12 protein-coding genes are annotated in these 13,233 nt (G+C 35.1%); 7 read left to right on the top strand and 5 right to left on the bottom strand.

Going from position 1 to position 13,233, the window contains the following annotated elements; genetic code table 11:
- The first annotated feature begins 29 nt into the window (after positions 1-29).
- Entirely contained in the window at positions 30-1,502 is a 1,473-nt protein-coding gene (locus MHH45_RS06265; protein ID WP_033671834.1) for a flavin monoamine oxidase family protein, read from the top strand.
- Between the two features lie 321 nt (positions 1,503-1,823).
- Positions 1,824-2,408, top strand: a complete 585-nt coding sequence (locus MHH45_RS06260) for a GNAT family N-acetyltransferase (RefSeq protein WP_016114573.1) — start codon at positions 1,824-1,826, stop codon at positions 2,406-2,408.
- A gap of 33 nt (positions 2,409-2,441) precedes the next feature.
- On the opposite strand, the gene MHH45_RS06255 is transcribed toward MHH45_RS06260, so the two are convergent.
- Positions 2,442-3,344 carry an aldo/keto reductase gene (locus MHH45_RS06255; protein WP_016114574.1) on the bottom strand — a complete coding sequence of 301 codons (903 nt, stop codon included), beginning with the start codon at positions 3,342-3,344 and terminating at the stop codon, positions 2,442-2,444.
- A 320-nt stretch (positions 3,345-3,664) separates the two neighbouring features.
- On the opposite strand from MHH45_RS06255, the gene MHH45_RS06250 reads away from it, so the two are divergent.
- Positions 3,665-4,615, top strand: a complete 951-nt coding sequence (locus tag MHH45_RS06250) for a CobW family GTP-binding protein (protein ID WP_088094330.1) — start codon at positions 3,665-3,667, stop codon at positions 4,613-4,615.
- A 31-nt stretch (positions 4,616-4,646) separates the two neighbouring features.
- Here the strand turns inward: MHH45_RS06250 and MHH45_RS06245 are convergent, their stop codons facing one another.
- The 3 genes from MHH45_RS06245 to MHH45_RS06235 all read right to left on the bottom strand — a co-directional run bounded on the left by MHH45_RS06245 (position 4,647) and on the right by MHH45_RS06235 (position 7,336).
- A complete protein-coding gene (locus tag MHH45_RS06245) occupies positions 4,647-5,501 on the bottom strand; it encodes an alpha/beta hydrolase (RefSeq protein ID WP_016114576.1) in 855 nt (284 codons plus the stop codon).
- Positions 5,502-5,774: 273 nt separating this feature from the next.
- Complete coding sequence (locus MHH45_RS06240) at positions 5,775-6,245, bottom strand: GNAT family N-acetyltransferase (RefSeq protein ID WP_016114577.1); 471 nt, start codon at positions 6,243-6,245, stop codon at positions 5,775-5,777.
- A 140-nt stretch (positions 6,246-6,385) separates the two neighbouring features.
- Positions 6,386-7,336, bottom strand: coding sequence for a metal ABC transporter substrate-binding protein (locus MHH45_RS06235; RefSeq protein WP_016114578.1), 951 nt, complete (start codon positions 7,334-7,336; stop codon positions 6,386-6,388).
- A 546-nt stretch (positions 7,337-7,882) separates the two neighbouring features.
- Here MHH45_RS06235 and MHH45_RS06230 point away from each other — a divergent pair.
- Positions 7,883-8,542 carry an oxidoreductase gene (locus MHH45_RS06230; RefSeq protein ID WP_016114580.1) on the top strand — a complete coding sequence of 220 codons (660 nt, stop codon included), beginning with the start codon at positions 7,883-7,885 and terminating at the stop codon, positions 8,540-8,542.
- A 43-nt stretch (positions 8,543-8,585) separates the two neighbouring features.
- Here the strand turns inward: MHH45_RS06230 and namA are convergent, their stop codons facing one another.
- Entirely contained in the window at positions 8,586-9,626 is a 1,041-nt protein-coding gene (gene namA, locus MHH45_RS06225) for an NADPH dehydrogenase NamA (protein ID WP_016114581.1), read from the bottom strand.
- 133 nt (positions 9,627-9,759) lie between these two features.
- Here namA and MHH45_RS06220 point away from each other — a divergent pair, with 133 nt between their 5' ends.
- The 3 genes from MHH45_RS06220 to MHH45_RS06210 all read left to right on the top strand — a co-directional run bounded on the left by MHH45_RS06220 (position 9,760) and on the right by MHH45_RS06210 (position 13,185).
- Positions 9,760-10,212 carry a methylated-DNA--[protein]-cysteine S-methyltransferase gene (locus MHH45_RS06220; protein WP_016114582.1) on the top strand — a complete coding sequence of 151 codons (453 nt, stop codon included), beginning with the start codon at positions 9,760-9,762 and terminating at the stop codon, positions 10,210-10,212.
- A gap of 219 nt (positions 10,213-10,431) precedes the next feature.
- The gene (locus MHH45_RS06215; protein ID WP_016131334.1) at positions 10,432-11,376 is read left to right on the top strand and encodes a DUF2628 domain-containing protein; all 945 of its coding nucleotides are present in this window, start codon (positions 10,432-10,434) and stop codon (positions 11,374-11,376) included.
- Positions 11,377-11,523: 147 nt separating this feature from the next.
- On the top strand, positions 11,524-13,185 hold the full coding sequence (locus MHH45_RS06210) for a peptide ABC transporter substrate-binding protein (RefSeq protein WP_016114584.1): 1,662 nt from the start codon (positions 11,524-11,526) through the stop codon (positions 13,183-13,185).
- The last annotated feature ends 48 nt before the right edge of the window (positions 13,186-13,233 follow it).

Here is a 13,233-nt window from a genome sequence, read left to right as displayed (position 1 = left end):
TTTGTATTTTCAAAGTAAGGGGTGGAATGATGCGAGTGCATACACAATCCCATGTCACAACTGATGAAATGGTGGGAATTATTGATAAGGGATTACCGAAAACAGTAGAGCCAAAACAAATCATTGTAATTGGTGCTGGAATGGCTGGTTTAGTATCAGCATCCTTACTTAAAAGCGCAGGACATCATGTGAAAATTTTAGAAGCGAATAACCGTATAGGAGGCCGAATTGAGACTATTAGAATGGAAGACACAGGATTATATTTAGATGTTGGAGCAATGCGCATTCCATATATACATACATTAACGATGGCTTATATAAGAAAGTTTGGGCTACAAGTGACCCCCTTTATTAATCGAAATGAGACGGATATTATTTATGTGAATGGTAGAAAAACGACATTACAACAATACGAGAAAAATCCAAGTATTTTAAGATATCCAGTAGTGATGAATGAAGAAGGAAAAACATCTGAAGAATTATTATTGTTAGCAGTGCAGCCAATTATTGATTTCATTAAAAGAAATCCAGATAAAAATTGGGGGATTGTTGAAAAAGACTTTGGGAAGTATTCAACAGCGCAGTTTTTAAAATATCATCCTTATCAATATAATACGTATTTTTCACCAGTAGCAATTGAAATGATTGGTGTACTTTTAGATTTAGAAGGATTTTTAGAAAGATCATTTGTTGAAACGTTACGTTTTATATATATTTTGCAGCAAGAAAGTGGTTTTTGTGAAATTAGTGGGGGCAATGATAAATTACCAAAATCTTTTTTGCCTCAGTTAGAGAGAGATATTATTTATAATCAAAAATTAATGAAGATTCATCAATATGATAAAGGTGTGACAGCATATTGCAGACATGAAGAGACCTTTGAATATAGCAGCATAACAGGTGATTTAGTTATTATTACAATTCCATTTTCCACAATGCGCTTTGTGGAAATTGATCCTTTCGATTCTGTATCACATGAAAAATGGAGAGCTATTCGCGAATTACATTATATGGCTGCTACTAAAATAGGAATTCAGTTTAAAAGTCGCTTTTGGGAAGAACAGGGTCAATTAGGAGGAAGGATTATAACGGATTTACCAATCCGTTATGCATATTATCCGAGTCATGGTATTGGTTCAAAGGGACCTGCTATTATGCTTGGAAGTTATACATGGTCTTATGATGCATTATTATGGGATGGATTATCGAAAGGTGATCGTATTTATTATACATTACATAACTTGGCGACTATATTAGGTGGTCAAGTGTATGATGAATTTGTGTCAGGAGTATCCAAAAGTTGGACATTAGATCCGTATGCGTTAGGAGGGTTTGCTATTTTTCAAGCTGGTCAAGAAGCAGAATTGCAACCGGAAATTGTAAAACCTGAAGGGAAAATTTATTTTGCTGGGGATCATACAACACTTAATCATGGATGGATACAAGGAGCGATTGAGTCTGGAATACGTACAGCGGTAGAGGTGAATCAATTGATTGTATGAGTATTAATAGTAAGGGGAAGGAAAGTGTCGTGACGAATATAACTAGAGATAGGTATGTATGAATTTGGTTTGAAAATAAGTGAAGTTCAGAAAAGTTATTTATTACATAAGTCGCTGCTACGGAGAAAAAAGTGACTTGCACTCGTTTTCTCTCTTTGTTTTCACTGGGCATGGGGCAGGAAAAGGATCTGACCGCTTCTATGCATGGTCGGATGCTCTCTTCCATCTGAAAAAGAAAGATTTTATGCCGTTTTTAAAATTTGTATTTATATATAGTGTTAAATGTTATTATATATAAAAGAATAATAGGGAGTGTTTGCAATGGATCCATTATTACTTGATTTTCCTTCTGAATTTTACACAGACAGGCTTCTTATTCGCATGCCGAAACCAGGAGATGGAAAAGTAGTATATGAAGCTATCAATGCATCGATAGAAGAACTGAAGCCGTGGATGGTTTTCGCTCAAAAAGAGCAAACAGAAGAAGAAATCGAAGCGAGTATAAGAAGGTCACATATTCAATTTTTACAAAGGGAAGATTTAAGGTTACTAGTATTTTTAAAAGAAACAGGTGAATTTGTAGCTTCTTCTGGATTGCATCGTATTGATTGGGAAATACCAAGATTTGAAATTGGATATTGGATAGATTCGCGTTTTGGCGGAAAAGGCTATATGACAGAAGCTGCGCAAGGTATTATGGATTATGCTTTTTCTGAGTTGAAAGCAAACCGGATAGAGATTCGTTGTGATTCGCGAAATGTAAAAAGTAGAGCGATACCTGAGAAGCTAGGTTTTAAATTAGAAGGGATTTTAGAAAGCAGTAGTGTAGCAGTAGATGGTAAGGGACTCAGGGATACATGTGTGTTTGCGATGACAAGAAACAGGTATGAAAAAAAAGAGCTATAAAGTATTAGCTCCTTTTTATGATTTTTTAGCGAATTATGGTACGGGATGTCCATTCGAACTTTCAAAGATGGTAAACCATTGCTGACGATCTAATGTAAGTTTTGTTGCAGCGATAGCTGACTTCACGCGATCTAATTTACCAGAGCCAACGATTGGCATCATTTTTGCTGGATGAGCAAGTAGCCATGCGTACATGACAATATCGATGCCATCAACATTTAGTTCATTCGCAATCTTTTGTAAAGTTTCTCGTAAGCGTACAGCACGTTCATTTTGACTTGTAAAGATTTCTCCACCAGCAAGAGGAGACCAAATCATAGGACTGATTCTTTTTTCTTGGCATAAGTTAATTGTACCTTTTTCAAAATGCTCAAGCTGCATCGCAGATACTTCAATTTGATTTGTAATGAGCGGAAAATCTAAATATGAGCTAAGCATATTGAATTGAGACGGTAAAAAGTTAGATACACCGAAATGACGAACTTTTCCTTCTTGTTTTAAACGTGTGAAAGCTTCTGCCGCTTCACTTGGGTCCATAAATGGATCAGGTCGATGAATCAGTAACAAATCAATATAATCAGTATGTAAGTTTTGTAGTGACTGTTCCACGCTTTTTACAATATGTTTCGTACTTGTATTATAGTGAGCGACATATCGCTTTGGAAACTTTGGAGATGGGGGAGCGATTCCACATTTTGTGACAATTTGCATGTTATCACGTAAAGAAGGCTGTAATTGTAATGCTTCCCCGAATAATGATTCACACGTATATCCTCCATAAATATCGGCGTGGTCAAAAGTTGTAATCCCCATCTCCATACAATTTTCGATAAAAGAAAGTAATTCTTGTTTTGGCATATTCCATTCTGCTAAACGCCAAAATCCTTGAATGATACGAGAGAATTCAAGGTTATTAGCCATTTGAATTCGTTCCATTTTGAGTAGACCCCCTTGATGAATGATGATATTTTTGAAAAGGCTTTCTTGTTCGGTACTATTATATAGTTATTGGACTGTACTTACAATGAATATGTCTTTGCTGTAAAAAACGATTTTACCCCGCATTAACGGGCAGTAAGCCCTCACCTCAAGAGTAAGAGAGAAACGAGGAAGATAGGTGAGGGATAACTGCCCCTAAAAGCCCGATTCGTTCAACTAACCATCAGTGGGGGATGAAGAAAAAACCTACTGATGGAAGTTTCACTTTATCTGTATGGTATAATGTACGAAGATGTAGGTATAAGGAGATGTACGAAATGATTCCAGTAACAATTTTAACTGGTTTTCTTGGATCGGGGAAAACAACATTATTAAATCGTATTTTATCGGAAGAACATGGAAAGAAATTAGCGGTTATTGTAAATGAAATAGGGCAAATTGGCATCGATAATCAATTAATTATGAATGTAGAAGAAGAAATTATGGAAATGACAAATGGCTGTTTATGCTGTACAGTGCGTGAAGACCTACTTGTTGCTCTAAAACAATTATTGGATGTAAAAGCAGAAGGGAAAATGGATTTTGATGGTCTAGTGATTGAAACGACAGGTCTTGCAAACCCAGGGCCGATTATCCAAACGTTCTTTTTAGATCCAGTTATTCAATCAGCATACAAAATTAATGGTGTTGTGACAGTGGTAGATAGTTATCATATACATAAACATTTTGAAAAAGGGCTAGAAGCGAAAGAACAAATTGCTTTTGCAGATATCGTTTTAGTAAATAAATTAGATTTAGTTGGAGAGGAAGAAGAGAAAGAACTCCTTACTGAATTACAAGGGATTAATCCAACAGCAAAATTAATCTCAACGACAAATTGTGAAGTAGATATCCAGGCCTTACTAGAAATTCAAACGTTTAAAACGGGTGATACATTAGAGATTTATCCACATAAAGAGCATCATCATTTAGAAGGTGTAAAATCATTTGTATTACGTGAAGAGCGGCCGTTAGATTTGCAAAAGTTAAACGAATGGATGTCAGCTGTAGTTCAAGAATTAGGAGAGTATTTATATCGATATAAAGGAATTCTATCGATCGATGGAGTAGATCGCCGTATTGTTTTTCAAGGTGTTCATACACTATTTGCTGCTTCTTACGATAGAGAGTGGCAAGAGGGAGAAGAGCGCGTGAGTGAAGTGGTCTTTATCGGGAAAGATATTAATAAAGAATGGTTCCAAGAACATTTTAAAGAATGCGTAAAATAAGCCTGCTAATTTAGCAGACTTATTTTTGTTATTAATCTCTGCCGGCTTCAACTAATTTCTTCGCGACAATTGCTGGTTTAGCATGAAACATAGTCATGTGATCACCTTGTGTAGTTACTAAACGAAATAATCCAAGGCGATTTGACATGTGAGGGTGCCATCCTGAATCTTTACCTTGTGGAACTGCCATATCTTCAGTTAAATAGAAATAACTTTTTGGAATATTTAATTGATAAAATTTCGTAAGGTCCAGCTTTTCAAAAAGTGGTCCAGCTGGTTCTGGTGTAACAGTTTCGTGAATTTTTTTCGCTAAGTCGAGATTAGCATTATTCATAAAGGTTTCTCGCCAAATAGGAAAAGGCAATTGGATAGCACTATTTTTCGATTTTTTTGCAAGCTCGGTCCAAAGCGTTTTTCCTTCGGCTGGGATTTCATCAGCTGCACTTTCTCCATTTGCTAGAACAAATGCATTCATAAAGACAAGTCTGTGGATTCGATCTGGAATTTGTTCGGCAACTTTTGAAATAACAGTACCACCAAAACTATGACCAACAAGAACAAAATCCGTTATGTTTCTTTCCTTCACATAGTTGACTACTGATTTGACATAATCAGTGTGTTTTACAGCTTTATTCGTATCTTTTCCATGCCCAGGTAAGGTAGGAGTATATACTTTATGTCCCATTTGTTTCAACTCATTAGCTGTTTTATCCCAATAGCTAGAATCTCCCCAAGCACCGTGAACGAGTACAAACGTAATTGGTTTTTGACGTACTACATCAATATCTGCCTCTATTTTTGCTTCTACTGGGATATGGAAGCTATTACTGCTAAGCATGATTAAAATAGCAGAAAGGCTTACGAATAAGAACTTGAATACTTTCAAAACAAACCCTCCATTTACTACTGATTTTGCATATATGTACATATATTTTCGCTGAAAGATTGTTTTTATTCTTTTGGAGTATAGTTATTAAAAGTAGTAGTGTTTACTTTGTAGAAAAAAGGACATTATTGTACGTTATTAGCATTACATCTTTAGTTAATGAAAAAAAGTGAAACAATTATATTTTTGATGCGGAGGTAGAATATGAAACATGACCATCTTGTTCTTCTATTAATAAACAAAGATTAGTAGAAAATAATAAAAAGCCTGTTTTCACAGGCTTATACTTTCATCTATAAGTAATTCCATTACAACCCCAACAACCGGTCCTTCATCGTCTATATCACCAGTTAAGTGAAAACCGAAAGACTCATATAGTTTCATTGCTAGTTTGTTTTCTGGATGAAGACTTAAATAAATCTTTTTGCATTGAAATTTTTGTTGTAAATACTGGATAAGCAGATGGAGAAAACGTTTTGCATAGCCATTTCCTTGAAAATGGTAATCAATCATAAAACGATCTAGCCATATGCGATCATCTTTTTTTGAATACCAACCATACATTGCGTAGCCAACAAGTGTTTCTCCATCATATAAGCCTACTGACGTTCCGTTTTCTTCATATAGGGATTCCGCTAAAGAAAATGCATTACTTTCAATAAATTGCTGCTGCTCTGTTGCTACGTCTAAAGCAGCGACTGAACGCCAATTATTTGCTGTTACTTCACAAATGTGAAGATTCATAGTTCCAACTCGCTTTCATAACATAGTATATCTTTAAAACTAATATGGATAATTTTACTTGTTATTTTGTTGAAGTCAAGCTGCTGAATATGAAAAAAGACAGTTGAATATGTTTCAACTGTCTGAAAGGAAATATAAATTTAGTTTGTAGCTTCTTTTAAAGTGTTCACGTTTTCTTCCATTAATGTGAAGTAATCTTTATTTTTCTTTGCATCATCTTCAGAAATAGTAGCAAGGTGGTTTAAACGTAAAATTTTCGTTCCTGTTTCTTTTTGAATAACTTCTGCTACTTTTGGAGTAGAGAATGTTTCAAATAAAATATATTTCAAACCATGCTCTTTTGCTGTTTTTGTAATGTTAGCAAGTTCTTTTTGTGATGGTTCATCGGAAGCGGAGATGCCAGCAACTGGTATTTGTTTTAAGCCATAGCGTTTTTCCCAATATCCATATGCAGCGTGAGAAACTAAAATATCTTTCGTTTTTGCATCTGAAACAACAGATTTAAAGTGATCATCTAAGTCAGTGAACTTTGTTTGTAGGGCAGCGAAGTTTTTCTCAAATTCTTTTTTATGATCTGGTTGCAATTCTACGAGTGCATCTTTAATTTTTTCAGCCTGCTTCATCGCAAGTGTAGGATCAAGCCATACGTGTGGGTCTTTGTCATGATGGTGATTTTCTTCTTCTTTATGACTTTCCTCGTGCTCATGTTCTTCTTCTGATGAAGCGATAAGATCGAAACCTTTAGATGCATTAACAACTTTTACGTTCTCTTTTTTTAATGCTTTTTCCATTTTTTCTGCAAACGGCTCTAATTCCGCACCGTTATATACGAATAGGTCTGCCTTCGCAACTTGTACCGTTTGTTTTTGACTTGGCTCATATGTATGAGAGTCAGCGCCAGGTGGATAAATTGTTTCAACATTTACATAGTCACCACCGATTTTTTTAGCGAAGTCAGCAAGTGGAAAAATAGTTGTATATACAGAAAGTTTTCCATCTTTTTTTGCAGCTTCGTCTTTTTTGCTGGCACACCCAGCAAAAATTAAAGTGAAAATAAGTATAAAAGAAAATACCATTAACCTTTTCTTCATGTAATTCTCCTCTTTTCTTTCTTTTCCAATTTTATTTTCTCCAAAATAAGAGAAAAAATATCTTTTTGTTATAAAACGGAATAATTACGTTTTAAGTTGCGAACTTAGTATAATACATCTTTACGAAAGTTGCAATAAATAATAATCATTCCGATTTGATTTTGTTATAAAGTTGTCAAAAAGAACAGTATTAATTTTTATGAATGTCGCATATGTGACAACACTCCTTTCATATATTGAGGTAGAGGGTATGAAAAGGGGATGAGTAATTGGATTACATAATGGAAGCAATCTTATTGATACTAGCAGTAGTTTTGCCATTAACATGTGTTTTGATTTTCCTCAAGACATTAATAAGTAATCTAGGTGACTCTAGGATAATAACCAAGTTACCAACAGAGAAAAAAGGAGAGAAGAGTAAGTAAAGCACTTGCATCACGCATAGTGCTTTACTTATGATAGAATAAGAAAAAGGAAACTCCTAGAAATAGGATTTGTACTGCCTGTTTGGACGGTATAAAATTAGATAAAGAGGTATAAAGATAAATGAATAAAAGAACAGCCTTAGTACTCGGTGCGAGTGGTTTAGTTGGACAAGAAGTGACGCAGCTATTACTTGACTCAGATTACTATGATTCGGTTATGGTTTTTGTAAGAAAGCCACTGCAATGGGAACATGAAAAGTTACAGCAGAAACAAATCGACTTTTCTATATTAGAAGAGTATAAAGAATTTTTTGCTGTTGATGATGTTTTTAGCTGTCTTGGGACAACAATTAAGAAAGCAAAAACGAAAGCGAATTTTAAAAAAGTAGATTATGAATATACATTACGAGCAGCTTGTTTAGCGGAAAAACAAGGAGTACAAAATTTTCTTGTAATTTCTTCTATGGGTGCTAATCCAAAATCACTTTTCTTTTATTCACAAGTAAAAGGGAAGATGGAGGAAGAGCTTCAAAAGTTGGTAATTGGCGGGATTCATATATTTAGACCATCACTATTGCTAGGAGATCGAGAAGAATTTCGTTTTGGAGAAAGAATGGCTGAGAAGATATCTGGTATTTTGCCATTTGTATTTAATGGTACTTTAAAAAAGTATAAGCCGATTACAGCCGAGCAGGTTGCAAAAGGGATGTACTTAGCGGCACTACGTGAAGAATCTGGTGTCCATATTTATAATTCTACAGAGATTACAATGATGGAATAATGAAAACGAGAAGGGGAGCCCTTCTCGTTTTCATTATTGTGTATTAGCGGCGAGTCGGGGCTATTTTACCACGAGCACGTTGATATTGGTGGGGCTCTTGTAATTCAAATCCAAGTTCATTAGCAGCTGTTCTTGGGAAATATGGATTGCGAAGTAACTCGCGACCGATAAAGATTAAGTCCGCTTCATTATTTGCTAAAATTTCTTCTGCTTGTATCCCACTTGTAATCAATCCTACTGCGCCTGTCGCAATGTGTGCTTGTCCTTTTATATGATTTGCATACTCTACTTGATAGCCAGGGTAAACGTCGATTTGTGCAGGTATAACTGCACCAGAACTACAATCAATTACATCTACACCTTGTTCTTTCATCCATTTTGCAAATTGAACATAGTCATGGACTGTTAATCCTTCAGGATGATAGTCATTTGCAGAAATACGAACGAATAAAGGACCACTCCAAACTTCATTTACAGCATCAATGATTTCTTTTAAGCAACGGTAACGGTTTTCAGGTGATCCGCCATATTCATCAGTTCGTTTGTTTGATAATGGAGAAAGAAATTCATTAATGAGATAGCCGTGAGCCGCGTGGAGTTCAATAATATCGAATCCTGCTTGTTTGGAACGGCATGCGGCATCTTGAAAAGCAGAAATTGTTTTTTTGATTAGCTGTTTATTCATTTCTATTGGGGTTTTCATTGTATCATTAAATGCAATAGCTGAGGGTGCTACAGGGTCTGTGGGTAATTCAGCTTTTCGTCCAGCATGTGCTAACTGAATTGCTGCTTTTGCCCCATTTTCGTGGATGAGGGACACAGTTTTTTGCAACCCTTGAATATGATCATTATTCCATATACCTAAATCTTTATTAGAAATACGTCCCTCAGGTACAACAGCTGTAGCTTCAAGCATAACAAGGCCTACTTGACCAGTTGCTCGAGACGCATAATGGATATGATGGAAATGTGTAACTTTTCCATCTTCGTTTTCTGAAGAGTACATACACATTGGTGACATAACAATACGATTTTTTAATGTAATATCTTTAATCGTATAAGATGAAAAAAGATGATAGTCCATATTTATTCCCCCTCATTGCAGTTTTCTTTATTGTATCATCATCGTTTTTGTTTCCATAATGAAACGCTTATTCTCGAAATTTTGTACATATATGTTACAATTATTGAAATAAATTAAATTGGGGGATAGGGGCATGTACCGAGCTTATTATGAAAGTGAAATAGGTTTGCTTGAAATTACTGCAAATGATGAAGGAATTACTTCTGTTATTTTTGTGGAGGAACGGAAAGAAGAGAATAAAAATAAAATTGTAGAACAGTGCCTCGCTGAATTAGATGAATATTTTAATCGAAAGAGAACTGAATTTACAGTACCATTGTCAGCAGTTGGAACGTCATTTCAAAAGAGTGTTTGGGATGCACTTTATACGATTCCATATGGAGTGAGTGCTTCCTATCTGGATATTGCAGAAAAGGTTGGTAACACAAAGGCGGTGCGTGCGATAGGCGGTGCAAATAGCCGCAATCCGATTTCTATTATTGTTCCGTGTCATCGTGTAATTGGAAAAAGTGGAAAGTTAGTTGGCTATGCAGGTGGCCTATGGCGAAAAGAATGGTTATTGAAACATGAGGAGATTTTGCAATAAGATAAAACTCTTTTCAAATGGAGATAGTAGTTTTCATCGCTTAGAGGATAACAAAGTCTAGTAGAAAGTAAGTATTTCTGAGTTTCATACGAATGGTTTAACCTGTTATTTGCGGGGAGGAGCCATCTTGTTAAAGCGTATTTTTAAATAGCTAAATTTTTTAGTATGCTGGACAACAGAAGTATAAGTAGGGGATAAATCAAGGAAAGAGGGATTATTTTGCATTGTATAAATTGTGGGAATCCTTGTCCTGACGGTCAATTTAATTGTGAAGATTGTCAGCAAACTTTACATAATGGAACAAAAGAGGAGACCTCACCAATCGAAAAAGATATGGAACAATATGTGGGAGCACATTATCCATATTATAAAAGAAAATGGGACAAAGAAACGAAACGAATAGCAAGGTGGAGCTGGAATGGGTGGGCTACTATTTTCAATGTCGGATGGTTTGGTTACCGAAAATATTACTTACCTGCTTGTTTATTTGTAATTTTATTAGTAGCTTGTGATGCATTTTCATACTATATGGGATTCAATGTAGCACTCCCCATTATTAACATGGTTCCCCTTACCTTTTTATTGCTCATTTTAATGATGATAGGGGTCGGAATTTTTGCAAATGGGTTATATTATCGATTTGCTGAGCGGAAAATATACCGGATAAAAGCAAGAGGGATAAAGAATGGAGATGTTGAGCGTTATCTCATCCGTGATAGTGGAGGAACAAGTAAAATGGGAGCGGCTATTGTTACAATTTTGACAGCTGCTAGTATATTCATGAGTCACTTTTTCTTTCCTACAGATCAAGATGTGATTCAAAAAGTACGAGCAAGTTCCCTTTATGAGTATCCTTTTTTTTCTATTGGGGAATCTTTTGAACAGCATTTTAAGCAACCAACCTGGGTTTATTACCGCGGGGGAGATGGATTGGAATTAGTAGAATTTCATGGATACAATCATGGTATGACAAGACAAAAAATTATCATTCAATTTGTTGTCGATTACAGGTTGCATGAAATTGAACCATATTCTCTTACAGTTAACGGTGAGCCCCAAGGTGAAAAAGAGTTTTTAAAAATGATGGAAGATGTGTTTCGTACGCAAGATCTTTTTGAGTTGGATGACGGATTACAAAAAGATGAAAAAAAAGAAATGTTATAAGAAATGAATGTAAAAGCAGATGGAGCAGCTTTTACATTCATTTCTTTTTTTATTTTAGGAAAGAAAAATATTTAAAATAATCAGAATTTTTTGTATAATACTATCATACATGCTTTATTGTATACATACAGATTGGGGGAAGGAATAATGAAGAAAAAAGTTTCAACGCTTGCTGCACTTGCATTATCAACAAGTATGTTCGTTGCAGGTTGCGGAAATGGGGAGAAAGCATCGACAACGAAGAAAGAAACAGGTAAGGGGATGGCCGATAAACAAGTGCTAAACTTACTAGAAACAGCAGAAATTCCTTCGATGGATACATCAAAATCAACAGATTCCGTATCATTCCGAGTATTTGTAAATGCAATGGAGGGTTTATATCGATTAGATAAAGATAATAAGCGAACTCCAGGTATGGCAAAAGATGTGAAGATTAGTGAGGATAAGAAAACATATACTTTTGAATTACGAGATGCAAAGTGGTCGAATGGTGAGCCAGTTCGTGCACAAGATTTTGTATACGGCTGGCAACGTGCGCTTGATAAAGCAACAGCAGCTGAATACGCATTTATTTTATTTGATGTAAAAAATGCTCAAAAAGTTAATAAGGGGGAGCTACCACTTGATCAGCTAGGTGTAAAAGCAAAGGATGATAAGACACTAGTGGTAGAACTAGAACAACCAACTCCATATTTTCTTGACCTTACATCATTTCCAACATTCTTCCCTTTAAATGAGAAGTTTGTAAAAGAACAAGGTGATAAGTATGCATTAGAAGCTGATAAAATTTTATACAATGGACCGTTTACGTTAAGTGAATGGAAGCATGAGCAAAGCTATCAATTAAAGAAAAATCCAAATTATTGGGATAAAGATACTGTAAAACTAGAAGAAATTAATGTCGGTGTCGTAAAAGAAACGAGCACAGGTGTAAACCTATATGATAGTGATCAAGCGGACCGTGTAATTTTAACTTCAGAGTTTGTTGATAAATATAAAAAGAATAAGCCAGATGAATTCAAAACGAAACTAGATCCGCGTATGTATTTCTTACGTTTTAATCAACAAAATGCAACATTTAAAAATCAAAAAGTACGTGAAGCAATTGATTTAGCTTATGATAAAAAAGGTATTGCAAATGTCATTTTAAATGATGGCTCATTACCAGCATATTTCTTAGTACCAGAGAAATTTACAACAGGTCCGGATGGAAAAGATTTTCGTACTGTAAATAAAAACTTCCGTGATAGTAAAGACAATGCGGAAAAAGCGAAAAAGTTATGGGAAGAAGCGAAAAAAGAGCTGGGTCAAGATACAATTACGGTAGAATTACTAAACGATGATAATGGTAGCCGGAAAAAAGTTGGCGACTTTATTAAAGAAGAGCTTGAGAAAAATTTACCTGGAATTAAAGTGAATTTGAAACAACAACCGTATAAACAGAAATTAGATTTAGAGAAGAAATTACAATATGAGTTTTCACTATCAGCATGGGGCCCAGATTATCCAGATCCAATGACGTATATTGATATGTTTATTACAGGAAGTACATTTAATGAAATGGCGTATTCAAATCCGAAATATGATGACTTAGTTGCTAAATCGAAAGGTGAGTTGTTAAAAGATGATGCAGCGCGCTGGAAAGCACTTGCAGAAGCTGAAAAAATCTTAATTGGAGAAGATGCAGCGATTTCACCTACTTATCAGCAAAGTACAGCATATTTAGAAAAAACATATGTAAAAGGAATTGCAAATCATACATTCGGCGGCGATTTTAGTTATAAATGGGCGTATATTACAAAAAAATAGTATAATAAGAGATGTGCGAATTTTTGCTCATCTCTTTTTTTGTAAGGA

The sequence above is a fragment of the Bacillus sp. FSL K6-0042 genome (genome assembly GCF_038006685.1).
In the GTDB taxonomy this organism is placed as follows: Bacteria; Bacillota; Bacilli; order Bacillales; family Bacillaceae_G; genus Bacillus_A; species Bacillus_A pseudomycoides.
Note: the sequence above shows the minus strand (reverse complement) of the source record. Positions and strands in the feature narration are given on the sequence as shown.